This window comes from Synechococcus sp. O70.1, assembly GCF_047462215.1.
Taxonomy (GTDB): Bacteria; Cyanobacteriota; Cyanobacteriia; order Thermostichales; family Thermostichaceae; genus Thermostichus.
Genome location: NZ_JANSIT010000001.1, coordinates 53986 through 75560, shown reverse-complemented (window position 1 = coordinate 75560; position 21575 = coordinate 53986). Strand labels below are relative to the sequence as shown.

Sequence of the window (21575 nt, the reverse complement as noted above, 5' to 3'; positions counted from 1 at the left end):
ACAACTTGAGATACCGGCACGAGAACAGACTACAGCTAGAACTGACCTGGGTCAGCCAGTTGGCCGAGGGCTGGCCGAGAAGAGCTGGAAAAACCGATTAGAGTGAAGAATATGAAGCAACCTCCTCAGCTCCCATGACGACCTCCACCCTTGATGCTGCTGCTATCCTTGAAGCCTTGCGCCCGGTTCAAGATCCGGAGCTACGCCGCAGCCTGGTGGAACTGAACATGATCCGGGATATCCGCGTCGAGCCGGAGCGGGTGGCCTTTACTCTGGTGCTGACAACGCCAGCCTGCCCCTTGCGGGAGTTCCTCGTCGAGGAGTGCAAGGCTGCTATCCGCCGCCTGGCTCCCGTTGAAACCATCGAGGTCACCGTTACGGCAGAAACCCCCCGCTCGCCCTCTCTGCCCAATCGGCAGCCCATCCCAGGCGTGCGCAACATCATCGCCATCTCCAGCGGCAAGGGAGGGGTGGGCAAAACCTCGGTAGCGGTCAATGTAGCTGTCGCCCTTGCCCAGAGCGGAGCGCAGGTGGGGCTGCTGGATGCGGATATCTACGGCCCCAATGTGCCGCTGATGCTGGGGCTGCAGGATCGGTCTCTGGTGGTGCGCAAACGGGAAGACGGCAGCGAAGAGATCCTTCCCCTAGAAAATTACGGCGTCAAGATGGTGTCGATGGGCCTCCTGGTGGGACGGGATCAGCCAGTAATCTGGCGGGGGCCAATGCTCAACGGCGTCATCCGGCAGTTTCTCTACCAGGTGCAGTGGGGCGAGTTGGACTATCTCCTCGTGGACATGCCCCCCGGCACTGGCGATGCCCAGTTGACCTTGGCCCAAGCGGTGCCGCTAGCGGGCGCTGTCATCGTCACCACCCCCCAGTCGGTGGCCCTCCTCGACAGCCGCAAGGGCTTGAACATGTTCCGGCAACTGGGGGTGCCCATCCTCGGCATTGTGGAGAACATGAGCTACTTCATTCCCCCCGACCTACCGGATCGCCAGTACGATATCTTTGGCTCGGCAGGGGGAGAGACCACCGCCCGCGAGCTGGGGGTTCCGCTGCTAGGACGAATCCCGTTGGAGATTGCTCTGCGCCAGGGTGGAGATGCGGGCAAGCCTATTGTTGTTGACAAGCCCAAGTCTGCCTCGGCCCAGGCGCTCCAGCAGATTGCCAAAGCCTTGGCGGGCCGAGTCTCCATGGTAGCTCTTGGGGCCGGCTAGAAGCGCTCGACTTCTACCAGCGACACGCCAAAGCGGCGCCCTGCCAACAGGATCCCTTCCTGGACCTTGCCGCGCACGGTTATGGTGCTGTTCATAGCTGGCAGCCCCTTGTCCGTGAGGACCCAGAGCGAGCCGCTGTGGTCTTGGATCTCGTACACACCCTGCCCGAACGCCCCTATTTGGTTGACCACACGGCCACGGACGTAGACATTGGCGTAGCGGGAGGGATCCTGCTCAATCTGGGCAATGGGGGTTATGCCAAGGCCTAGCCGTGCCAACTGGCTACACCCACCTAGAGCTAGGCTGAGGCAGAGCAAGAGAACTAAGGAGCCGCGCATGGATTTTTCCCCAGAAGTGCTGCTCCCACCATAGCAAGCCCCTAGCTAGAACTTCTCCCCAATGCCAAAGTGCAGTTGAGCCCGGCCGGCCTCTCCTTGCCCAACGGCGTAGTCGATCCGCAGCGGCCCCAGGGGAGATTGGATGCGGATACCAGCCCCCAGCCCTAGGCCACTGCCGGGCTTGTTGCGCACCGCCGCCGGATTGCCGATGACCGCCGCGCCGCTGCCCAGATCGGTGCCGTAGTCGGCAAAAACCACTACCCCTACTGGGTCGAAAAGGGGAAAGCGCAACTCCGCTGTTGCGGTGGCAAAGCTGCGGCCGGAGCCGATGCCGCCCTCAAAAAATCCCCGCACCGAGTTGCCTCCGCCAATAGGGAAAGCGTCGTAGGGAGCCAAGTCGCCAAGGGTAGTACCCGCCCGCACGTCAAAAGCCAGCACTTGGGGCCGCTCGCTGCGCGTTTCAAAGAGCTTGACGGGAATGAACTGACTGTAGCTGGCCTCGAGGCGGTTGGCGTTCAGGCCGTTCTGGAACAGACGTACCGACTGCTCGGTGAAGAGGCGAAAGACGGATCCCTGGCTGGGGGTGTTGAGGTTGTCGCGAGTGTCGTGGATGAGGCCCAACCGCAGGCTGGTATAGCTGTCTTGGCCGCTTGCGCTGAAGGTAATCGGGTTGCCCAGCACATCAAAGCGCTCCTGCTCGCCTTTGCTGTTTCGGGCTTCCACAAATTGGACGCGGGCACCCAAGCTGGCCCGCCAATTCCCTCCAAGGGGGCGCGAGAAGGTGATGCTGCCGCCCAGCCGGTTGATGCGCACGGGATCCCCGTTGGGCAGAGTCAATCCCTCGTTGAAAACAAAGCTGGAGCTCTGCTGGTTGGAGATGTTGACACTGTAGGAGGTGGGGATCTCCAGCGTGGCAATGCGCGGGTCGGTGAAGTTGAGGTCAAACAGAGTTTCGTTGGTGCCCACCTGCACATTGAAGCTGGCCTTTTGGTTGTTGCCGCCCAAGTTTTCTTCCGAGACACTAAGACCGGCAAAGACCCCTGTGGCCGAGCTGACGCCAAGGGTCCCGCTCAAAGTGCCGGTGCGCCGCTCTTCCACATTCACCACCACCACGACTTTGTTGGGATCCCGCCCAGGGTTGAGGCCCACATTCACGTCCTGAAAGAGGTTAAGGTTGAAAACCGCCTGCAGATCTTCCTGGATCTGGTTGCGGTTAAACACATCCCCCGGCTTGGTCTTGAGCTCACGGGTGATGATGAAGTCGCGGGTTTTGGTGTTGCCCTGCACGCGAATGTCCTCGATCTCTCCTTCAGCAATTTCCAGGGTGAGGGTGCCGTCTTCGGAAGTGCGTACATCAATAACTTTGGCTAGCACGTAGCCTTTGTCGGCGTACCATTGCTCGATCTCCTCCACTGCCGCCTGCAGTTTGCCAAAGTTGAGCACCCGTCCTTCTTGCTCAGCAAAAGCCTTCCGGAGCACCTCCAGATCCAACACTTTTGTCCCTTCTGTGCGCACGGCTTTGAGGACGGGGTTGGGCTTGACCTCAAAGGTAACCCGCACTCCCAGGGGGGTATCGGAGGGCACAGCCCGCACATCGGCAAAGAAACCGGTGGCAAACACGGCGTTGATGTCTTCCCGCAACTGGGATCGAGTGGAGACCTCGCCGGCGCGGGTGCGAATGACTTTGTAAACCTGATCGATCAGCTCTGGGTCATCGGTTCCTTCAACCACCACCTCTGCCACCAAAACTTCTGGCTCGCTGGCAGCGGGGGTAGGGGTGGGGGAGGGTGGGGTGGGCGTGGTGCCACCGGTGTGCAGATCCAGGGTGCCCGGCTGGGGTTGCGCCCAAGCTGCAGTTCCCGCCAGCAGGCTCATCCCCCAAGTGAGCGCGGCAGTAAGCTGGAGCCCGAGTTGCCTGGAACGGTTCCTCATCCCTCACACCCCTAAAGAGAAAAAGATTCCGCCCAGCCGTGAACAATTGGCCTGAATTATATCAACTCCCTCCCTAGCGGATCCGAGCCTTGCCGCGGGCCGGACTGCAGACCTTGGTCAGCTTTTTCCTTAGGGCAGGCGCAGGGATCCCTGGCAGCGCTGGCCACAGCTCTGGGACTCGACCTGCTCGGCGGACAGGTTGGCTTGGGAGTTGAGAATTAGAATTGTGATGGGAGCAGGGGGCGGTAAGGGGCTGCTGTGCCAACCCCACCTGCCAGCGAAGTGCTGCGCTGGGGGATTGGGCACGACGAAGACAAGGTTTTGCAGGACATTGCTTTGGAAAGGGGTGGCGCTGTTCTGTTTGCTGTCGAGGAGCACCGTCTGCTGGGCAGAGAAGGTCTGGGCCAGGGCGGTTGGAGCTAGACCTAGGCAGAACAGAGCTGCTACCGCAGGGAAGAGCTTGGCCAGCATCCTCACCGTTCTCCCCATAGCAGTGGGATGCTAGCACCTTAGCTTGTCCCGCCGAAAAGGCTCTCCTCCCTTGCCGCAAAAAAGGCTGCGCCTCAGGGCAAACTTATTCGCCCTAAAAGGCGGACTTTTCATCCTGCTTGCGCCAGCAGGACAGAGTCTTTACCTGAGCAAACACCGCCTCGGACCCAGGGGAGGAGCAAAGGGGGAAAGCTTTGTAGCTCTCAAGAAGCGGGCGATGAGACTCGAACTCACGACATCCAGCTTGGGAAGCTGGCGTTCTACCGCTGAACTACGCCCGCAGTTAACACTATACTAGCACTTTCTGGACGGGATCCCTGGTACAACAGAAGCAGCGTTCTGCCTTTGGCCGATGCCCTCTATCCTTCTGCTCTCCGGTAGCCCTGGTCCTCGAGAGTCTGCTGGCCCACCGCCGCGGTCGGAAGCAATTTTGCACTACGTTGCCGGGATCCTATCCCAGTTGGGGCTAAGCAGCGAGTTTGCTTCGGTGCGGGATTTTCCGGCGGAGGACCTGGTGCGGGTTAACTTTGAGAGCCCTCACCTAAAGCAGATCCAAGAGAAGGTGGCCCAAGCCGCTGGGATCGTCCTCTCGGCTCCTGTGTACAAGGCTTCCTATCCCGGCGTGTTCAAGGCGCTGCTGGACTTACTGGATCAGGATGCCTTTGTCGGCAAAGTGATTCTCCCCATCGCCACTGGCGGAACGCTGGCCCACCTACTGGCCATCGACTTTGCCATGAAGCCAGTGCTGGCTGTGATGGGCGCAACCCACATTTTGAAAGGGATCTACATCCTCAGCTCGCAGATTCAGTTCGAGGCAGACGGCACCCTGCGGCTGGAAGATGAGATTGCCGAACGCCTGCAGGCGGGGATCCAGGCCCTTGTCCAGGCAGTGCAGTAAAGGCCAGTCCCGACCCTCCTAGGAATCGCGCAGCAGCACCGGTTTGCTCACAGCAGTACTTTGTCCCAGCCGGTCGAAGACCCGCAAACTGAGCAGGTACGAGCCGGGCGCTAGATTCGAAGGCGGGCGGAGCCGGAAGCGAGTGGTGCAGGATACCTCGCCAGCAACACAGTTTACCTGGGCTGCCGAGAGGGTTTGCACCTCGATCCCGGACCACGAGAGCTGAAACGCCAGCTCTGCCGGGAGCCGCCCTGGCACTGACACCGCAACCCCCACCTCCAAAAATCCGCTTCGACTAATTACGGAAGGAATGTCGCTGCTAAGGATTAGCGGTGGCAAGGGGGTGCTAGGAGCCAGAGCTGCGCTGCTGCAACCCCCTACGGCTACTCCCAGCAGGGCCAACGTCAGTTGCCAAAGTTTGGATCCCACTGGACTTTCCCCTGAAAATCCCTCTCCCAGTATAGGCGGCAAGCTGGACATCTCTAGCGCCAGTTCTCGAGAACCCAAAAGTTTTTACGCTATATGTGGTGGTTGCACTGGATCTTCCCCCATGGCATCTGCTACAGTAGGGCCCATAACCTCTCGAGCAGCCCGGCTATGGAAGGGGAACTAGAAACTTTGCGGGCGCGCGTGCGTGACTTGGAGCGGGCCGTGGCCGAGTCAGAGGCGCTGTCGCTGCAGCAGATTGAGTGTATCCAGCGCCTAGAACGGCAACTGCAGGATCAAGAGCGAGCGTTGCAAGCGTGTCAAGAAGAGAAGGCTCGGCTGGAACAACGTCCTACCCTGGAAGCTTTTCAGCAACAGCAGCAGCACATTGAGGAGCTCCAAAATCTCCTCTGGGAGATGGAGCGTCGCCCCACCCTAGAGCACTACCAGCTCCTGCAGCAGCAGTTGCAAACCAGCCAAGCGGAAATCGAAACCCTCAAGGCAGAATTGCAGCGGCGCATCGAGCCAGCTCGGTTCTATCAACTGCAGCAGGAGCTCTGGGAGCTAAAACAGCAAGCCAACCAGCTGGGGGAGTACGCCGCCAAGTTGCCCCAGGTGCAGCTTTTGCAAGCCCAATTCCAGCTCCGCATCCAGGAGTTGGAGAAAGAAAAGGAGCAGTTGCAGGCGCAGGTGCGGGAGTTGGAAACCCAGCGGGCGGAGCTGGAAGCTGCCCACCGCCAGGCCGAGGCAGAATGGCAAAGCCTGAAGACGCAGCTAGAGAGCGAAAAAGCCCACCTCGAGGCTGAGCTGAACAAGGCCTGGCAACAGCTTCGCCAGTTGGAGCATCTGCGCCAGCAGGCCTCCTTTGCCAAGGCGGAGCGGGCTAGCTTGCTGGAAGAACTGCAGCAGAGCCGGCAGCAACAGGCAGAGCAGGCTCAGCAAATTGCCCAACTGGAGGCCCAGCTACAGGCTCTGCGCTCTGAACAGCCGCCAGCTGAACCCGGCAGCGGTAGAGATCTTGCCCTGGAGGAGCAGGTGCAGGCTCTCTCCCGTGAGGTGGACACCCTGCGGGCTGAGCGGGATCACCTCCTCCAAGAGCTGGCCCAGCGACCGGCGCAGGAAAAGCTGGAAGAAGCCCAGCGGGCGCGGGAGGTGGCGGAGGCCCGCTATCTACTCGGCCAAAAAGAGATTGAGAAGCTGCAGCAGCAGGTGGCGGCCCTACAAGCTAAGTGTGCGCAAATTCAAGCCTACGCGCAGGCGCAAGAAAAGGAGGTGGCTCTGTTGCAGCAGCGCAACCGGGAGCTGGAGGAGCAACTGGCTGCCCTGCGCCAGTCAGCTCCAAGCCGGGCAGGGGTCGAGCTCAGGTCGAGCCATCCAACTGGGGCTGCGCACTGCTGGCGCCATCAGGAACGGCTGCAAGCCCTCCCTGCCCAGCCTGCTCCCTCCCCGGAGGTGGCCGCCGTCTCCACCAGCGGTGAGTCCCCCAGGGAGAGAACGCCCGTCGGCGGGATCCCACCCCTTACCCTCAAGGAAGGGGAGGATCGGACAGAGAGGCTGCTGAAGCGCTCTCTCTTGGCCACTGGCCGCAGCAGCGGAGAAGGTGGTGAGCGCAGCCGCATCGAGTTGCCAGCTTTTTTGCAGCGACGGCTCTACTGAGCGCTCCAGCCTCTTGGATCCAGCGGCTCCCCAGCTTGAAAACGAGGCCAGGCCCAGCGCAGCAGGGATCCCAGTTGGGCATGAAACCGCTCCGGCGCAAACTGCAGAGCATGGGCGCGAATCTGCTGCGGATCCCATTCCCGGCGATCCGCTTGGCGCAGCCCTTCCACCAGGGCTTCCACACTGGCTTCAGGGATGAGGATCCCAGTCTGGCCGTGGCGGACGGTCTCGCGAGTGCCCCCTCGGTTGAGGGCAACGACAGGTCGACCACACGCTTGGGCCTCTACTGCCACCAGGCCAAAATCTTCCTCCCAGGGAACTAGCAGCAGCCGGCAATTGGCCAGCAGTTCCTGGAGACGCTCTAGAGGCTGGTGGGGCAAAAACTCCACCTGTGGCCCCGCCAGTTGCTTTAGCCGCGGCAGCTCTGGCCCTTCGCCCACCACCACCAGACGGCGGCCCAGCTGCTTGCAGGCAGCAATGGCCAAATCCACCCGCTTGTAGGGCACCAGCCGGCCCACCACCAGGTCGTAATCGGCTGTGGGAGCGGCCACCGGCTCAAACCCCTGGAGCGGCACCGGCGGATAGATAACCACGGCCTCGCGGCGGTAGAGCTTGGCAATGCGCCTGCGGATGTGCTGCGAGTTGGCAATCAAGAGATCTGGTCGCTGGGCTGCCACAAAGTCCCACTGGCGCAGGTGGTGCATCAGCCACCGGCTGAGGGCGGCAAGGGGGCGGATCCCTGTCAACCCCTCTCGCTCAAGATAGAGCTCCTGGTTCTCCCAGAGGTAGCGGGGCGGGCTGTGGATGTAGCTTAGGTGCAGGGTGGAAGGCCCTGTCAGGATCCCTTTGGCGAAAGCATGGCTGCTGGAGATGACGCAGTCATAGGCGGAGAAATCGAAGCTCTCATAGGCCAGGGGCATCCAGGGCAGCAGGTACTTAAGGCGCCCATGGTAGTTGCGGCGCAACACCCCTAGCCCCTTGGCCCAGCTTTGCAAAAACGAGGTGTGGATCGGCCGATCCTGCCAGCTCGGCGGCAGCGTGTGCGCCGAGAAGAGGCTGACGTAGAGAGGGGCTTGCGGGGCAAAGGCCAATAGCTCCTGCAAAACCTTTTCCGAGCCCCCTGGCCAGATGAGGTACTCATGCACCAACGCTAGGCGCTGTGGCCAAGCGGGATCCCCAGCAGGCATGGTTAGGAGGCGGCGGGAGGCCTTTTGCCAATGGGCCCGCTGACCTGTCTGGCTTTTTCGTCCAGCCGCTCGCTAATGTAGGCGTAGATCTCCCGGAAGCGCGGCACTGCCCGCATCTCTAGGCGGCTGCCATCTTTAAGGGTGAGCACCATATCGCCCCATGTGCCCAGGCCCCGTGGCACCGTTACCACCTTGGCAATTTCTTTGTAAATGACATCAGAGCGCTCCTTGCCCCCCCAGCCGCCAATGACGGTAATGCGGCGATTGGTAATCCGGTAGTGAACCCACAGCCTGCGCACCAGCGCCCCCACAAATAGAGGCAAGCCAACAACGGTAAGGCCGATAAAGGAGTTCAGCACTAGATCGCCTATATGAGGCCCGCCTTCGAAGAAAACCTCCTCTTTGATAGCCATGCCTAGCCTAGTTGAGTGTTAACAGGGACGACTCTAACAATCTTAAACAGCTTCTCAGCTTTTCCCAACTGCCCGGAAAGTTAGCGGGAGAGGCGGGATCGGGTTTGCCGTTGAAGGGCTTGCCCTGAGCAGTAGGTGGCCCAGAGCAGGTGAACAAACAGGGTTACCACGACCAGCGCCACGGCGGCTGCCCCAATATTGCCCAGCCAATTCCATCCCTCCAATCCCGTCAGAGCCACCAAGGCCCAAGAAGCAGGGTGCAGCATTCCCCCCAAGAGGAGAATTTGGGAAAGCAGTCGCCCAGCCGTAAAGCGGGATCCCAGCGCCACCAGGGCCAGTCCGCCGCCAATTAGCCCCATATTGCCCAAAAAGGCGTAGCAGATGTGCCAGGCGTACTTTTGTTTGGGCACCTCCTGCCAGGAGAGGGTCCGGGCAGGGATCCCTGACGCCTCCGGCGGAGCCAGCGGCAACGGCTGCACTTGGCTGAGGATGAGGCCCAGGACGATGGCTGCCAGCAGCATCACCACTCCTGCCTTTACATTGAGCTTGCCAGGGATGGCTAACATTGCAGGTTCTCTGGATCCCGTCCTAGCCTATCCTGGCTTTGCCCCCAACGGGGAGATTGGCCAGCGGCCTGAGAGGAGAGCGCCGTGCCCCAGCGCTTACAAAACTGGGCATCCCCATCGTGCTGGGAGAGGCCACAGCCTGGGCAGGCCTCCTGCAGTGCCGGTTTTAGCTCTCCCACCTGCAAAGGGAGGAGGGCCACGCCTGTCGAGATCCTCAGCACCATCAGCAGCTTTAGGCCAAGGCGCACCTGCGGAGGAAGCAGGGACAAGCTCGGCTTGAGGAGGGGCTGGGAGAGCTGGATCCAGTTGCTTCCTGTCAACGCCTAGCGGGCCTACCTTGCCTAGGCTAAGGGAAACTAGTAGTAGAGCAAACTTCGATCCTGCAAACTCTAGGCTTGAGTTTTGAATCGATGTTGCCGCCCATCGTCCTGGCTTCGCAATCTCCTGCCCGTCGCCAACTGCTGGAAGCTGCCCGGATTCCTTTTCGCGTTCAACCCAGCTACTTTGACGAAAGCCAAATCAAAAGCTCAGATCCGGTGGAGCTCGTCCGGAAGCTGGCCTTGGCAAAAGCAGAAGTGGTGGCAGCCCAGCAGCGGGAGCCTGTCTTGGTTATCGGAGCGGACTCTGTCCTCTACCTCAATGGGGAGATCCTGGGTAAGCCGGCCAATGCCCTGGAGGCAGAGCGGCGCCTGCGCCAAATGCGGGGCGAGGTGGGAGAACTTTACACCGGCCATGCCTTGATTGACATGAAGCAAAACCGCCGCCTCGTCCACTACGCCGTAACGCGGGTGTTTTTTGCCAAGCCCAGCGACGAGGAGATCCGCACCTACGTAGCCACCGGCGAGCCCCTGAACTGTGCCGGCTGTTTTGCCATCGATGGCCGTGGCAGCCTGTTCGTAGAGCGGATCGAAGGATGCCCAGGCAACGTAATTGGGCTAAGCCTTCCTCTCTTGCGGCGCATGCTGCAGGAGTTGGGCTATTCCCTTACTGAAGCCTGGAACTAGCCATCTAGATGCCGCTTGAGCAGCTCGTTGGCCAGCTTAGGATCGGCCCGTCCTTGGGTTTTTTTCATCAACTGCCCAACAAAGTAGCCAAAGAGCTTGGTTTTGCCCCCCCGATACTGCTGCAGTTGCTCGGGGTTTTCCGCCAGCACCTCGGCAACGAGCTGCTCCAGCAGGCGGCTGTCGGAGATTTGGGTTAGGCCCTTAGCCTCCACTAGGGCCCGGGCTGAGCCGCCTTTTTCCAGTAGCTCTGGCAGGATTTCCTTAGCAATTTTGCTGGAAATGACCCCCTGCTCAATGAGGCCAATGAGCTCAGCCAGGGTTTCCGGCTTGAGGGCAATGTCGGGGTAGTCCAGCTTGTGGGTGTTGAGGTAGCTGGCGATATCGCTCATCATCCAGTTGGCGGCCGCCTTCGGGCTAGCGCCAGCCGCAACCACGGCCTCAAAGTACTCGGCAGTGGTGCGCTCATCGGTGAGGTAGCGGGAGTCGTATACCGAGAGGCCGTAGACTTCTTGGTAGCGGCGCCGCTTCAGGGCGGGGAGTTCCGGCAACTCCGCCTGCCAGCGGGCTTTTTGCGCTTCAGTAATGCGAATGGGCGGCAGATCCGGCTCGGGGAAGTAGCGGTAGTCGCTGGATCCCTCCTTCCTGCGCATGCTGATGGTGCGCTGGCTGTTTTCCTCCCAGAGGCGGGTCTCCTGGACGATAGGCTCGCCCGCTTCCAAAGCCTTAACTTGGCGGTTGAACTCGTACTCAATGGCCCGCTGGATGGCGTTGAAGGAGTTCAGGTTTTTAATTTCCACCTTCGTGCCAAAGGTTTGACTTCCCAGGGGGCGCACCGAGATGTTGACGTCGCAGCGCAGGGATCCCTCCTGCAGGTTGCCATCGCACAGGCCGGCATAGCGCAGGATGCGGCGCAGCTCCTGTACGTATTCCGCTGCTTCCTCGCCACTGCGGATGTCTGGCTCGCTGACGATCTCGATGAGGGGAACCCCCGCCCGGTTGAAATCCACTAGGGAATAGCTGGATCCCGCCAGGCGATCGCTGCCGGCATGCACCAATTTGCCCGCATCTTCTTCGATGTGCAAGCGGGTGATGCCAATGCGCTTGGTGCGGCCGTCGCTGAGCTGGATCTCGACCCAGCCGTGGGTAGCAAGGGGTAGGTCGTACTGAGAGATTTGGTAGTTCTTGGGCAAGTCGGGGTAGAAGTACTGCTTGCGGTCAAACTTGCTGTAGGGGGCAATGGTGCAATTCAAAGCCAAAGCGGCTTTGACGGCGTACTCGAGTACCTTTTCGTTGAGCACTGGCAGGGTGCCGGGCAGGCCCATGCAGACAGGGTCGATTTGGGTGTTCGGGGGAGCGCCGAAGGCCGTTGCGCTGCTGGAGAAGATCTTGGAGCGGGTGCTGAGCTGGCAGTGCACCTCCAGCCCGATCACCGCCTCGTATTGCACTTTGGCAGGAGCGGCAACCGTCATGGCCAAACGAGAAAAGTGGGTTTCCCCATTCTAGTGGGATCTCGCCAGCTGCTGGGATTAGACAGTGGGGCGGATCTCGAAGGTAGATAGGCCTTCCGGCAGCTCGGGCCGTTGCTCGATGGCCTCTACAACTGAGCCAGGGCTGCCCTGCTGGCACCAGCGCAGCATTGCCTCCACCGCCGCCGGGGATCCCTCGAAAACCGCCTCCACCCGGCCATCCCGCAAATTGCGCACCCAGCCGCCAACACCGGCCTTGCGAGCCATGGCCTCCGTGTAAGCCCGAAACCCCACTCTCTGCACTTGCCCACTGATCCAGACGTGAACGCGAACGGTGTTACTCATGTCGACAGGGATCCCTCCTCCGAGGTGCTGCGGGGTTCTGGAGCTGCTGGCGGCTCGGCTGGCTGGGCTGTGGCTTCTTTGGCCTGCTGCTCTAGGCGCTGCCAGAGAAAGTTGACAAGGGCAACCAGTCCCAGGATCCCCACCGAGATCCCGCAGGCGTACCCAATGGCTTGCCACAGCACAGGAGACATGGGCCAACCTTGCCTGTGCAGAAAGCCGCTCTGAAAGACCTACGAAACGCTCACAAACACTCCTATTTGCGATAGGGCAGTGTTTGTCGCGTCTCTGCTTTCTTCCTGCTTCTGCGACCCATGACTAGTGGCAGAGTTCACCCCTACCACCCCGCCAGAGGGATCTCCACAGGCGTCACTTCCCCGCGATCGCGATAGCGGGCCGTAGGCCTTGCTGCAGGTAGCCAGATACCACTGGACCAGGTTGAGGGCAGCGTTCAGGTCGCGGTCTAGCTCCAGACCACACCTTTCACACCGAAACACCCGCTGGTGAAGGAGCATCTTCTGTCGGTGCCCACAGCGAGAACACAGTTGGCTGGATGGATAAAACCTATCCACCACCACCAACTGACAGCCGTAGAGTTGGGCCTTGTACTCTAGCTGTCGCCTGAACTCATAAAACCCACAAAAGGACTCCGTCCCGCTTACGCGAACGGCCAAAGATCCGGCCAGGCGGTAGTTCTTGAGGAGGTTTTGCACCTGCAAGTCCTCAATCACCACCACCCGGTACTTCTTGGCGAGATAGCTGGTCACCTTGTGCAAGTTGTCCAGGCGGAGGTCGGCCACCCGCTTGTGGGCCCTAGCAAGCTGTGCTACTGCCTTCTTGCGGTTGGCAGAGCCCTTCTGTTTACGGCTCACCCGCCGTTGCAGCCTCACCAAGCGCTTCTGGGCTTTGCGGTAGGGCTTGGGGTTGTCATTCGCGCTAGCGGCGCGGAGCGCAAACATCTCGCCATTAGAGCAGGTGGCCAGGCGGTTCACACCCAAGTCCACCCCCACCACGTCTCCAGTCTTCTCCACCTGCGGAGGTGGGGCTTCGTACTTGAAGGAAATGTACCACCGCCCAGCCCGCAGGCTGATTACAACGTTCTTGGGGGTGACAGTGGGAAGCAGCTCCGCACAGCGCAACCAGCCAAAAATGGGCACCTTGAGGCAGTTACCGGAAATACGGATATTGCTTTCGAGATAAAAGCTTTCCCGTACCCCCTTGCGCTTGAAGCGGGGAAACCTACCCTGCCCGCTCCGCCAGCGTTTGAGAGCTTGCTCCAAGTTGCGGAGAGCCTGCTGTGGGGCACACTTAGAAACCTCGTAGTACCAAGGGTTGGCTTTCTTGACCTCTGCCACTAAGCGCTTATGTAGGTCGTTCGCGGCAGCGGTGCGGAGCACTTTAGCTGTAGGCAGTTTTTGCTTGGCCTCAACAGCTTGCTTGCAGATAGCCAAGCCCCAGTTGTAGGCGTGGCGAGCCACCCCAGCATGCCGGGCTGCCAGGGTTCGCTGCTTGTTGTTGAGAGGCAACTGGGTTTTAAAGCCCAGCAGCATGGGACTAGGAGTGTTGGGTAGTTTGTTTGAGCTATTGTGAGTCTTTCGGTCTGCTGTTGTCTACCCCCTTCTGGCCTTATCAGACGGAAGTAGAAGGGAAGGCAACGCCTCCCAAGCTGGGCAAGATTGGGCACAATGGGAAAAAGTGTTTCTAGCAAGCAGTTGAGAAGCGGCCATGGCCCATAAACTCTGGATCAATGGCCAATGGGTCGACAGCCAAGGGGGAGACCTAATGGTCATCGAAAACCCGGCCACTGGCGAGAAATTGGCAGAAGTGGTGGACGCCAGCCCTGCTGATGTGGATCGGGCCGTGCAGGCTGCCCACACCGCTTTCTCCGATGGCCGTTGGTCCAAACTCACCCCTAGCGAGCGATCCCTGGCCCTCTGGAAACTGGCCGATCTCATCGAAGCTCACGCCGCCGAACTGGCGCGTCTGGAGTCGGAAAACACCGGCAAGCCCTACGAGGCTGTCAGTTTGGGGGCGGATCTGCCCTTTGCGGTAGATAACTTGCGTTTCTTTGCCGCTGCCGCCCGCGACACCCATGGCCTCAGCGCCGGGGACTATGCCAAGGGCTACACCTCGCTCTTTCGCAAAGAGCCGGTGGGCGTGTGCGCGCAAATTACCCCCTGGAACTACCCGCTGCTGATGGCCATCTGGAAACTCGGCCCTGCGCTGGCAGCTGGCTGTACGGTGGTGCTCAAGCCCGCCCCTGCTACTCCCTTGACCACCCTGAAGCTGGCGGAACTGATTGCCGAGGCCGGGATCCCGCCGGGCGTGGTTAACATCGTTACCGGGGGCAATGCCACGGGTCAGGCCTTGGTGGAGCATCCCCAGGTGCGCATGGTCAGCTTTACTGGCTCCACCGCCACCGGCAAGCAGGTAATGCGCACGGCTGCCCACACCCTCAAGCGGGTGCATCTGGAACTGGGGGGCAAGGCCCCGTTTTTGGTTTTCGAAGATGCCGACGTGGAAACAGTGGCCGCCAAGGCTGCTTTTGCCGCCACCTTCAACAGCGGCCAGGACTGCACAGCAGCCACCCGCGTCTATGTGCACGAGAGCAAGCTGGCGCAGCTTCAAGAGGCCATTGTCGAGGCCATGCGCAACGTCAAGCTGGGATCCCCCTTTGAGCCAGGAGTGGAGATGGGGCCCTTGATCTCGGCAGCCCAGCGGGAGCGGGTGATGGGATTCGTGGAGCGGGCCAAAGCCGAGGGAGCTAAGGTGCTGACCGGCGGGCGGATCCCTTCCCTCCTGGATCAGGGATACTTCTACGAACCCACGGTGATTACCCATGTCGATCAAAAAGCGGAGATTGTGCAAAGCGAGGTTTTTGGGCCAGTCCTCACCCTCAGCTCGTTCCGCGAGGACGAGGAAGCGCTACGCCTGGGCAATGACGTCCTATACGGGCTGGCGGCTTCTGTGTGGACTCAGGACATCGGACGAGCCCTGAAACTAGCCGCTGAGCTGGAGGTGGGCACCGTCTGGATTAACGACCACCTGCCCATGGCCTCAGAGGCTCCCCACGGCGGCTTCAAGCAGTCGGGCTTTGGCAAGGATCTCTCGGCAGAGGCCGTGCGAGAGTATCAAGTGACCAAGCATGTGATGATTGCTACTGGCTGAAATCTCGTTCGAAGAAGAGGCTAGCGGCAGCCGGTTGGCCATGCCTTGGGGAACTCCTCCAAGCGATAGACTTGGGTGTATTGCACCCCCTGTTTTCCGTTGTCGATGGCCACGTCCTACTGCTCAACCCCAGGATCCGCAACCCTAGCCCCTCCCCGCACTTTCCCTCTCACTGCCGTAGTCGGCCAGCAAACCGCCAAGCTGGCTCTGTTGTTAGCGGCGGTGGATCCCAGCTTGGGAGGAGTGGTGCTGGTGGGGCCACGCGGCACAGCTAAGTCCGTCTTGGCCCGGGGCATTCACGCCCTCCTACCCCCCATTGAGGTCATTGCCGGCTCCTACTGCAACGACGATCCGGCACGGCCCGAGACGTGGTCGGACTGGGCCAAGACCCGCTACCCCCAGGGAACGACGCCCCCTACCCAGGTGATAGCTCCTCCCTTTGTCCAGGTGCCTTTGGGGGTGACGGAGGATCGGCTGCTGGGATCGGTAGATGTGGAGGCCTCGGTAAGGCAGGGGGAAACGGTTTTTCAGCCGGGGCTCTTGGCTGCCGCCCACCGGGGCGTGCTCTACGTAGACGACATCCACCTCTTAGATGAGGCCATTGTCAACCTGCTGCTGGCGGTGGTGGGGGACGGGGTAAACCGCCTGGAGCGGGAAGGGCTGAGCCTGCAGCACCCCTGCCGGCCTCTTCTAGTGGCCACCTACAACCCCGAGGAGGGATCCCTGCGCCCCCACCTGCTGGATCGCCTGGCGCTGGTGGTGCCGGTGGGGCAGGAGCTGAGCCTGGAAGAACGCGGGGAAATTGTCCAGCGGGCAACGCAATTTGTCGATGCTCCCGAGCCCTTCTTAGCCAAGCACCAGCCAGAACTGGAAGAGATCCGCACCCGCATCCTCCTGGCGCGGGAGTGGCTGCCCCAGGTTAAGCCGCAGCGGGAACAGATCCACTACCTGGTGCAAGAGGCCCTCCGCGGCAACGTCCAAGGGCATCGAGGGGAGCAGTTTGCCCTGCGGGCTGCCTGCGCCCTGGCGGCTCTGGAGGGGCGGGATCGCCTGGTGGCTGAGGATTTGCAACAGGCCGTGCAACTGGTGCTGCTGCCCCGGGCCCGCTATAACCCCGATCCGCCACCTCCCCCTCCACCCAAATCCCAACAGCTGGATCCCCCGCCCAGCTCCTCCGACAACAGCGACCCAGAGGAGACGGATCCCCAGCCGCAAAGCCCCAGCCTGCCGCAGGAGTTTTTCTTCGATCCCGAGCAGGTGGCCCTCGACCCACGCCTCTTGGCCTTTGCCCAGTCCCTCACCCAACAGGGGAAAACGGGCTCCCGCAGCCTGGTGTTCAGCACCGACCGGGGCCGCTACGTCAAGCCCATCCTGCCCCGGGGAGCCAACCCCCGCATTGCCGTCGACGCCACCCTGCGAGCTGCTGCTCCCCACCAAAAAAGCCGCCGCCTGCGGCAGCCAGGGCGAACCGTTATTGTGGAACCTGGCGACATCCGCGCCAAGAAACTGGTGCGCAAGGCCGGGGCCCTTGTAATCTTCGTGGTGGACGCCTCTGGCTCCATGGCCCTCAACCGCATGCAAGCGGCCAAAGGCGCTGCCCTGCGCCTGCTGACCGAGGCCTACCAAAACCGCGACAAGGTCGCCCTCATCGCCTTTCGTGGGGAAACCGCCGAGGTGTTGCTGCCCCCCACCCGCTCCATTGAGCTGGCCCGCCGCCGCCTGGAATCCCTGCCCTGTGGCGGGGGATCCCCCCTGGCCCATGCCCTCACCCAAGCGGTGCGCTTGGGGGTGAACGCCCGCGCCAGCGGCGACGTGGGAGAGGTGCTGCTGGTGGCCCTTACCGATGGCCGGGCCAACATTCCCCTCAGCCGCTCGCTGGGACGGAGGGAGGGCGAGCCTGTTGACATCAAACAAGAGTTGCGGGAGATTGCCCTGCGCATCCGCGCCTTGGGGCTAAAGTTGCTCTTAATCGACTCGCAAAGCCGCTTCGCTGCAACTGGCTTTGGCGCTGAGCTGGCGGAACTGGCGGGCGGACGCTACTTCCACCTCCCCCGGGCCAGTGACCAGAGGATTGCAGCCGTAGCCCGCTCGGCCCTTCGAGAGGAACGTAGCTCTCCCTAGGGGAGCCGCGCTTGTAACTTTTCTTAATGGCTTGGCTATGATCCCTGTAGGCGCTCCTCACCTTGCCCTATGGCCACAGGACTCCTGCCAGAGCTCTCTCTGCCCCATTCCATGCTCACTGACTGGGTCAGCCGAGGGGTGAGCGCTGCCATTCGTGCCCTTTTTAAGCAAGCCGGGCGGCTGGAGGCACGGGTGCGAGCAGAGCCGATGGCCAAATTGCTGCAAGGGCGCATCGACAGCTTCGAGCTGGTGGGCCAGAACTTGCAGATGTACAACGGCCTGCGGCTTTCGCTTCTGGAGCTATTTTGCAATGCCGTGGCCATCGATTTCAGCCAAATCTGGCAAGGGCGGATTAGACTGCGCCAGCCGGTGCAGGCTAGGATGCGGGTGGTGCTGAGCGAGGCGGATCTGGCGCAATCCTTCAACACCCCGTTTGTGCTGAACAAGCTGGCCCAGGCGGGGCAGGAAGGCCAGCCCCTGTCGTTTCATCAGGTAGAAGTGCGCATCACCCCTGAGCAGCGGTTGCAAGTGCGGGCCAAGGTGCAGCAAGGAGAAAGCAGGGTTTTTCGGGTGGGCTTCTCCGCCCGCGTTGAGGTGATAGAGCGCCGCCGCATCTGCTTGGCCGATCCGTTCTTTGAGGGCGATACAGAAGAGGGGCGCCTCCTAAGCCGCGCTTTGGTCGACCACCTGAATGCGCTCCTGGATTTGGACCGACTGGCCTTGCAAGGGAGCAAGCTGCAGGTAGATCGGGTGTGCCTCCAGCCTCAGCAGATGATCCTCTCCGGCAGCGCCATCCTGGTGCGTTTTCCCACTCGCCAACCCCAGCGGGAAAATGCTTGACAATCCTTCAGAGGGCGGGTACGCTCAAAGGCGGTGAGGAGTGAAGAGAAGAAGCCTCTGGGGTCGAAACACGGACAGACACCCAGAGGTTTTTTCATGACCTCTGAAAGCTCTAGCCTTTGAACCCCGGGGGTGTTTTTGGTCCTCTTGCCCTGCTTGGTCAAAAAGCCTGCCTAGCCAGACAGCTCTTGGCGCAACTTGAGGAGACCTGGAAAGCTTTCCCGGAGTTTGGGGATGTCTTTTGCCAGCCCTCTTGACCGGTTTGCTCGTCTCTGGCCTAATTCAAGGCAAACCTCTCTCCCCTTCTCCCTTGAGATACTTCTGGCGACGTCGCTTTCCCCACAACCTGCGCACTCAGGTGGCGCTGGTCATTGCCAGCCTTTCCTTTGTCCCCAACCTGGTTTTCATCCTGTCGGTGCCGTGGATCCTGGCCGATAGGCAGCTCAGCAGTGAGGGATCCGCCCTGCTGCTGCTGTGGATCCCTTTGCTGGCGGTGCTATCGGCGCTGGCGGGCTATGCCTTGTCTTCCATGCTCTTGCGGCCCCTGACCTTGCTGGCCCGCGAGCTAGCTCACCTAGAAACCTTGATTAACCAGCCAGACCGCTGGACTTTGCTGCTCCGCCCAGGGGATCCTCAAGAGGTTTTGATCCTGCGGCAAGCCCTTGCCCACCTGCTGCGCCAGATTCAAAGCAATCAAAGACAGCGGGAGGCCTTCACTGCCACTCTGGTGCACGATCTAAAGACTCCTCTCATCGCCTTTGGGCATCTGCTAGGCGCCCTCAAGCAGGAGCTGCCCTTGAGTCGTCAGGAGCGGCTAGCCCTGCTGGATCGCATGCTGGAGGAAAACCAACGCAACCTGGCGCTGGTGCAAAAAATGGTGGAGGTCTACCGCCTGGAGCGGGGGGAGATTGCCCTGCATCCCCGGCCCTGCGATCTCGGATCCCTGGCTCGGCGGGTAGCCAACCGCATGGGATCCCTGGCGCGAGAGCGGGGGATTGACCTGGGCGTGGAGGGAGAAGGCTGGGGCAACGCCGATGAGGCCGAGCTGGAGCGGGCGCTGGTGAATCTGGTGGACAATGCCCTGCGCTATGCCCGCCACGCGGTGGTGCTGACCGTTGGCCCCCGCCAGATCCAGGTGCGGGATGACGGACCCGGCCTGCCAGCTCCCCTAGAAGATCTGGCCCAGCCCTACATTGCCCAGACCATTTCCATTGCCGGTCAGCACTATCCAACTGGCTTGGGAGGTCTGGGACTCTACATTGCCAAGCGCATCCTGGAGGCTCACGGAGGAGACCTGCGGCTGGTGGAGACGGGATCCCAAGGCACGACTCTGGCCCTGGTGCTGCCCTGATCTCCAACCTTGCCCGAGGTAGTCCCCCGCTTCGCATTAGCAGGGCGGAGCGCTTGCAACTACTCGACGGGGCGGCCCCGATACATCAACCGGTACTTTGCTGGCTGGGTCTCAGCCTTTTGCTCTTGCCGTTCTTCTGCTGCCTCAGGCAGAGAAGAAACGGGCTTGCCACTCCCCAGACCTGCCTGCTCGAGAGCGGTATAGAGGGCTTGCGCGTCGATGGGAAGAGGCCAGCCGGCGGCTTTGTACACTTGCTCAAGGGAAGGGAGGATGTCGTCCGCCTCTGCCAAGCCTGGGATCATCTCTGCTGCTCCCTGGGAGATGGCCCAACGTCGCTCAGCAGGTTCGATGGGGCGCCGAGGATGGTGGGTGAGGATCACAGGGACAGCCGGGAGCCTGCTCCGGCACTCTCGGCAGAAGGCGTAGGGGTTAAAGAGTCCCGTTGTTATATCCACTACCATCAAGTCTAGGGGCTGGCATTGCGTTGCTGCCACTTCCGCCAGATCTGGCCGCGGCGAAATGAGCACCACCCTATGCTGCTGAGACTCCAGCGCCAACTTCCAGAGCTGCGCTTGTAGGGGTTGACCCTGAGCTACCAGGACGGTCTTGGTCACGGCAAGGGGGAATACGTGGGCGAAAGGAGAAGAAGACCTGTACTACTTAATAGCTTCCTTTCCTAGCCCTGCTTGCAGTGCAGAATAGCCTTGCCAAAGGGAGAAAGTAGTAGCTGGGTATACAGGCGCCGTGCCCCTCTTCTACCTTGCGAAAGCAGCTCTAGCGCCTGTCCGGCCCAGGCCAGCTAACTTCCCCTTCGGTTTCGGATTCCAGTTCGGCCTGCAGGGCCTGCCACTCCTCCGGCGAGAAAGAGCGGAGTTTCTCTTCAATTTGCTGCCTTTCGAAACTGGCCCACTGGGCCTTCAGAGTCATCTCGCCGCTTAGAACCCGCCTCAGGTAACTCACCGTCCAGCCCAGGCACCCCAGCATAAACGCCGCACTCGACACCTGCTGTGCCGTTCCCGTGTCTAGGCCGGCCCAAAGCAACAGACCGTAAAGAACGCCTCCCCCCAGCAGCAGGGCCAGGCCAATGCTGAGGATATCTCGTCTGCGCATAGCTCGAGGGCTCTAGAGGGAACGCGGCTTAGGCCGAAACGTCATGAAGGGGGCTACCAACACCATGCCGGGGAAGAAAAACAAGACCAGGAAAAACATCAACACCTTTTCCCAGGCGCCGCTGCAGTTCCAGCGCTTGTCCACGTACACCAAAGACAAAAACGGCAGCACCAGCAGGTAAAGAGCTGCTAGAGCACCATAAGTTGCCCAAACTAGCCAGGTGGTAGAAGCCATGGTGAGCTTGCCCCAGAACCTAGTACTGCCCATTCTACTCTTGGGAGAGGTCGCCAGAGCTCAAGGCTGCCTACAGGCTGGCGCTAATGGCCCCAACCGGGCAGGTGGGAATGCACTGTTCGCACATGACGCAGCGGTTGCGCCGGAACTCTAGCTTCCAGTCAGGAGCTGAAATCTTCAGGGCTTCGGTAGGGCAGACTCCCGTGCACAAGCCGCAGTCTACACACAAATCCGGGTCAATCTGAATTTCCTTGGTCTGGTCAGCCACCTCGATCCCCAGCGACTGCACCCACTCCAGCCCTGCTTCCACTTGGTCGATATCTCCGGAGAGCTCCACCACGAGGGTGCCCACTTCATTGGGACTGACCCTAGCGCGCAGGATGTTGGCCGCCACGTCGAAGTCTTTGGCCAGGCGGTAGGTAACAGGCACATTCACCAAGTGCCGCGGGAAGATCAACGTTACTCGTTTGCGCACGGAATCTCAGACTGTGGGTTGAGCATTGGCCAGGAAGCCTCGCTTTTCAGTATGGCAAGGCCTCTTCCTGCAGGGGTAGAACCTCTCCGGTTGGAAGCTCCAAGAGGTACCCCGGAGCCTGCCACAATAGGAGCAGAGCGTTCTTTGAACCCTATGGACTCAGCCCGGCCCTGCCTCAACTCCGAGCACTACCGACAGATGTTGGTGCGCGATGGCGAGCGGCGCTTCCGCGAGTGGCACACCGCTTTTCTCAACTACCAGCGGCAATTTTTACGCGAGATGGAGCGACTGCGTCTTCGGTATTCTTCAAATCGCTAGGTAATGCCTACGGCTATCCCTTCG

25 protein-coding genes and 1 tRNA gene are annotated in these 21575 nt (G+C 60.9%); 9 read left to right on the top strand and 17 right to left on the bottom strand.

Going from position 1 to position 21575, the window contains the following annotated elements:
- The first annotated feature begins 134 nt into the window (after nt 1-134).
- A complete protein-coding gene (locus NW833_RS00375; RefSeq protein WP_414393547.1) occupies nt 135-1217 on the top strand; it encodes an Mrp/NBP35 family ATP-binding protein in 1083 nt (360 codons plus the stop codon).
- Here the strand turns inward: NW833_RS00375 and NW833_RS00370 are convergent.
- The 4 genes from NW833_RS00370 to NW833_RS00355 all read right to left on the bottom strand — a co-directional run bounded on the left by NW833_RS00370 (nt 1214) and on the right by NW833_RS00355 (nt 4257).
- Nucleotides 1214-1555 (bottom strand): hypothetical protein, encoded by a 342-nt coding sequence (locus tag NW833_RS00370; protein ID WP_414411176.1) that lies wholly within the window; start codon nt 1553-1555, stop codon nt 1214-1216. The genes NW833_RS00375 and NW833_RS00370 overlap by 4 nt on opposite strands.
- Nucleotides 1556-1600: 45 nt before the next feature.
- Nucleotides 1601-3430 (bottom strand): BamA/TamA family outer membrane protein, encoded by a 1830-nt coding sequence (locus NW833_RS00365; protein WP_414411175.1) that lies wholly within the window; start codon nt 3428-3430, stop codon nt 1601-1603.
- Nucleotides 3431-3616: 186 nt separating this feature from the next.
- Nucleotides 3617-3958, bottom strand: coding sequence for a hypothetical protein (locus tag NW833_RS00360; RefSeq protein ID WP_414411174.1), 342 nt, complete (start codon nt 3956-3958; stop codon nt 3617-3619).
- A 227-nt stretch (nt 3959-4185) separates the two neighbouring features.
- Nucleotides 4186-4257, bottom strand: a tRNA-Gly gene (locus NW833_RS00355).
- 71 nt (nt 4258-4328) lie between these two features.
- On the opposite strand from NW833_RS00355, the gene ssuE reads away from it, so the two are divergent.
- The gene (gene ssuE / locus NW833_RS00350; RefSeq protein ID WP_414411173.1) at nt 4329-4874 is read left to right on the top strand and encodes an NADPH-dependent FMN reductase; all 546 of its coding nucleotides are present in this window, start codon (nt 4329-4331) and stop codon (nt 4872-4874) included.
- A gap of 18 nt (nt 4875-4892) precedes the next feature.
- Here the strand turns inward: ssuE and NW833_RS00345 are convergent, their stop codons facing one another.
- Nucleotides 4893-5303 carry a hypothetical protein gene (locus tag NW833_RS00345; protein ID WP_414393537.1) on the bottom strand — a complete coding sequence of 137 codons (411 nt, stop codon included), beginning with the start codon at nt 5301-5303 and terminating at the stop codon, nt 4893-4895.
- 168 nt (nt 5304-5471) lie between these two features.
- Here NW833_RS00345 and NW833_RS00340 point away from each other — a divergent pair, with 168 nt between their 5' ends.
- Nucleotides 5472-6956: a hypothetical protein gene (locus tag NW833_RS00340; RefSeq protein WP_414411172.1), complete on the top strand. Its 1485-nt coding sequence runs from the start codon at nt 5472-5474 to the stop codon at nt 6954-6956.
- On the opposite strand, the gene NW833_RS00335 is transcribed toward NW833_RS00340, so the two are convergent.
- From NW833_RS00335 to NW833_RS00320, 4 genes are all read right to left on the bottom strand, one after another.
- Entirely contained in the window at nt 6950-8143 is a 1194-nt protein-coding gene (locus NW833_RS00335; protein ID WP_414411171.1) for a glycosyltransferase, read from the bottom strand. The genes NW833_RS00340 and NW833_RS00335 overlap by 7 nt on opposite strands.
- 2 nt (nt 8144-8145) lie before the next feature.
- Nucleotides 8146-8556 carry a PH domain-containing protein gene (locus NW833_RS00330; RefSeq protein WP_414393531.1) on the bottom strand — a complete coding sequence of 137 codons (411 nt, stop codon included), beginning with the start codon at nt 8554-8556 and terminating at the stop codon, nt 8146-8148.
- 80 nt (nt 8557-8636) lie between these two features.
- The gene (locus NW833_RS00325) at nt 8637-9122 is read right to left on the bottom strand and encodes a hypothetical protein (protein WP_414411170.1); all 486 of its coding nucleotides are present in this window, start codon (nt 9120-9122) and stop codon (nt 8637-8639) included.
- Nucleotides 9116-9391 (bottom strand): hypothetical protein, encoded by a 276-nt coding sequence (locus NW833_RS00320; protein ID WP_414411169.1) that lies wholly within the window; start codon nt 9389-9391, stop codon nt 9116-9118. The genes NW833_RS00325 and NW833_RS00320 overlap by 7 nt, the downstream gene beginning before the upstream one ends.
- Before the next feature lie 141 nt (nt 9392-9532).
- Here NW833_RS00320 and NW833_RS00315 point away from each other — a divergent pair, with 141 nt between their 5' ends.
- Complete coding sequence (locus NW833_RS00315; protein WP_414411168.1) at nt 9533-10126, top strand: Maf family protein; 594 nt, start codon at nt 9533-9535, stop codon at nt 10124-10126.
- Here the strand turns inward: NW833_RS00315 and gatB are convergent.
- The 4 genes from gatB to NW833_RS00295 are packed head-to-tail and all read right to left on the bottom strand — an operon-like array spanning nt 10123 to nt 13484.
- Complete coding sequence (gene gatB, locus NW833_RS00310; protein ID WP_414411167.1) at nt 10123-11595, bottom strand: Asp-tRNA(Asn)/Glu-tRNA(Gln) amidotransferase subunit GatB; 1473 nt, start codon at nt 11593-11595, stop codon at nt 10123-10125. The genes NW833_RS00315 and gatB overlap by 4 nt on opposite strands.
- Nucleotides 11596-11652: 57 nt before the next feature.
- Nucleotides 11653-11937, bottom strand: a complete 285-nt coding sequence (locus tag NW833_RS00305) for an acylphosphatase (protein ID WP_414411166.1) — start codon at nt 11935-11937, stop codon at nt 11653-11655.
- A complete protein-coding gene (locus NW833_RS00300; protein WP_414393524.1) occupies nt 11934-12128 on the bottom strand; it encodes a hypothetical protein in 195 nt (64 codons plus the stop codon). The genes NW833_RS00305 and NW833_RS00300 overlap by 4 nt, the downstream gene beginning before the upstream one ends.
- A gap of 39 nt (nt 12129-12167) precedes the next feature.
- Nucleotides 12168-13484, bottom strand: coding sequence for an RNA-guided endonuclease InsQ/TnpB family protein (locus NW833_RS00295; protein WP_414411165.1), 1317 nt, complete (start codon nt 13482-13484; stop codon nt 12168-12170).
- 175 nt (nt 13485-13659) lie between these two features.
- Here NW833_RS00295 and NW833_RS00290 point away from each other — a divergent pair, with 175 nt between their 5' ends.
- The 4 genes from NW833_RS00290 to NW833_RS00275 all read left to right on the top strand — a co-directional run bounded on the left by NW833_RS00290 (nt 13660) and on the right by NW833_RS00275 (nt 19414).
- Nucleotides 13660-15102 carry a gamma-aminobutyraldehyde dehydrogenase gene (locus NW833_RS00290; RefSeq protein WP_414411164.1) on the top strand — a complete coding sequence of 481 codons (1443 nt, stop codon included), beginning with the start codon at nt 13660-13662 and terminating at the stop codon, nt 15100-15102.
- Nucleotides 15103-15207: 105 nt separating this feature from the next.
- Nucleotides 15208-17223 (top strand): magnesium chelatase ATPase subunit D, encoded by a 2016-nt coding sequence (bchD, locus tag NW833_RS00285; RefSeq protein ID WP_414411163.1) that lies wholly within the window; start codon nt 15208-15210, stop codon nt 17221-17223.
- A gap of 69 nt (nt 17224-17292) precedes the next feature.
- The gene (locus tag NW833_RS00280) at nt 17293-18063 is read left to right on the top strand and encodes a DUF2993 domain-containing protein (RefSeq protein WP_414393518.1); all 771 of its coding nucleotides are present in this window, start codon (nt 17293-17295) and stop codon (nt 18061-18063) included.
- A 241-nt stretch (nt 18064-18304) separates the two neighbouring features.
- Nucleotides 18305-19414: a sensor histidine kinase gene (locus NW833_RS00275; RefSeq protein ID WP_414411162.1), complete on the top strand. Its 1110-nt coding sequence runs from the start codon at nt 18305-18307 to the stop codon at nt 19412-19414.
- Between the two features lie 59 nt (nt 19415-19473).
- On the opposite strand, the gene NW833_RS00270 is transcribed toward NW833_RS00275, so the two are convergent.
- The 4 genes from NW833_RS00270 to NW833_RS00255 form a co-directional block, all read right to left on the bottom strand.
- Nucleotides 19474-20028 (bottom strand): response regulator, encoded by a 555-nt coding sequence (locus NW833_RS00270; protein WP_414411161.1) that lies wholly within the window; start codon nt 20026-20028, stop codon nt 19474-19476.
- A gap of 160 nt (nt 20029-20188) precedes the next feature.
- Nucleotides 20189-20524: a DUF3007 family protein gene (locus NW833_RS00265; protein ID WP_414393513.1), complete on the bottom strand. Its 336-nt coding sequence runs from the start codon at nt 20522-20524 to the stop codon at nt 20189-20191.
- Between the two features lie 12 nt (nt 20525-20536).
- A complete protein-coding gene (gene ndhL / locus NW833_RS00260) occupies nt 20537-20758 on the bottom strand; it encodes an NAD(P)H-quinone oxidoreductase subunit L (protein WP_414393511.1) in 222 nt (73 codons plus the stop codon).
- Between the two features lie 70 nt (nt 20759-20828).
- On the bottom strand, nt 20829-21233 hold the full coding sequence (locus tag NW833_RS00255; RefSeq protein WP_414393509.1) for an NIL domain-containing protein: 405 nt from the start codon (nt 21231-21233) through the stop codon (nt 20829-20831).
- A gap of 153 nt (nt 21234-21386) precedes the next feature.
- On the opposite strand from NW833_RS00255, the gene NW833_RS00250 reads away from it, so the two are divergent.
- Nucleotides 21387-21551: a hypothetical protein gene (locus tag NW833_RS00250; protein ID WP_414393508.1), complete on the top strand. Its 165-nt coding sequence runs from the start codon at nt 21387-21389 to the stop codon at nt 21549-21551.
- Nucleotides 21552-21575 lie beyond the last annotated feature (24 nt).

What these genes read in the sequence shown, in the direction of transcription:
- NW833_RS00375 (WP_414393547.1), top strand. Translation starts at nt 135, where the DNA reads ATGACGACCTCCACCCTTGATGCTGCTGCTATCCTTGAAGCCTTGCGC.
- NW833_RS00370 (WP_414411176.1), bottom strand. Translation starts at nt 1,555, where the DNA reads ATGCGCGGCTCCTTAGTTCTCTTGCTCTGCCTCAGCCTAGCTCTAGGT.
- NW833_RS00365 (WP_414411175.1), bottom strand. Translation starts at nt 3,430, where the DNA reads ATGAGCCTGCTGGCGGGAACTGCAGCTTGGGCGCAACCCCAGCCGGGC.
- NW833_RS00360 (WP_414411174.1), bottom strand. Translation starts at nt 3,958, where the DNA reads ATGCTGGCCAAGCTCTTCCCTGCGGTAGCAGCTCTGTTCTGCCTAGGT.
- ssuE (WP_414411173.1), top strand. Translation starts at nt 4,329, where the DNA reads ATGCCCTCTATCCTTCTGCTCTCCGGTAGCCCTGGTCCTCGAGAGTCT.
- NW833_RS00340 (WP_414411172.1), top strand. Translation starts at nt 5,472, where the DNA reads ATGGAAGGGGAACTAGAAACTTTGCGGGCGCGCGTGCGTGACTTGGAG.
- NW833_RS00335 (WP_414411171.1), bottom strand. Translation starts at nt 8,143, where the DNA reads ATGCCTGCTGGGGATCCCGCTTGGCCACAGCGCCTAGCGTTGGTGCAT.
- NW833_RS00330 (WP_414393531.1), bottom strand. Translation starts at nt 8,556, where the DNA reads ATGGCTATCAAAGAGGAGGTTTTCTTCGAAGGCGGGCCTCATATAGGC.
- NW833_RS00325 (WP_414411170.1), bottom strand. Translation starts at nt 9,122, where the DNA reads ATGTTAGCCATCCCTGGCAAGCTCAATGTAAAGGCAGGAGTGGTGATG.
- NW833_RS00315 (WP_414411168.1), top strand. Translation starts at nt 9,533, where the DNA reads ATGTTGCCGCCCATCGTCCTGGCTTCGCAATCTCCTGCCCGTCGCCAA.
- gatB (WP_414411167.1), bottom strand. Translation starts at nt 11,595, where the DNA reads ATGACGGTTGCCGCTCCTGCCAAAGTGCAATACGAGGCGGTGATCGGG.
- NW833_RS00305 (WP_414411166.1), bottom strand. Translation starts at nt 11,937, where the DNA reads ATGAGTAACACCGTTCGCGTTCACGTCTGGATCAGTGGGCAAGTGCAG.
- NW833_RS00300 (WP_414393524.1), bottom strand. Translation starts at nt 12,128, where the DNA reads ATGTCTCCTGTGCTGTGGCAAGCCATTGGGTACGCCTGCGGGATCTCG.
- NW833_RS00295 (WP_414411165.1), bottom strand. Translation starts at nt 13,484, where the DNA reads ATGCTGCTGGGCTTTAAAACCCAGTTGCCTCTCAACAACAAGCAGCGA.
- NW833_RS00290 (WP_414411164.1), top strand. Translation starts at nt 13,660, where the DNA reads ATGGCCCATAAACTCTGGATCAATGGCCAATGGGTCGACAGCCAAGGG.
- bchD (WP_414411163.1), top strand. Translation starts at nt 15,208, where the DNA reads ATGGCCACGTCCTACTGCTCAACCCCAGGATCCGCAACCCTAGCCCCT.
- NW833_RS00280 (WP_414393518.1), top strand. Translation starts at nt 17,293, where the DNA reads ATGGCCACAGGACTCCTGCCAGAGCTCTCTCTGCCCCATTCCATGCTC.
- NW833_RS00265 (WP_414393513.1), bottom strand. Translation starts at nt 20,524, where the DNA reads ATGCGCAGACGAGATATCCTCAGCATTGGCCTGGCCCTGCTGCTGGGG.
- ndhL (WP_414393511.1), bottom strand. Translation starts at nt 20,758, where the DNA reads ATGGCTTCTACCACCTGGCTAGTTTGGGCAACTTATGGTGCTCTAGCA.
- NW833_RS00250 (WP_414393508.1), top strand. Translation starts at nt 21,387, where the DNA reads ATGGACTCAGCCCGGCCCTGCCTCAACTCCGAGCACTACCGACAGATG.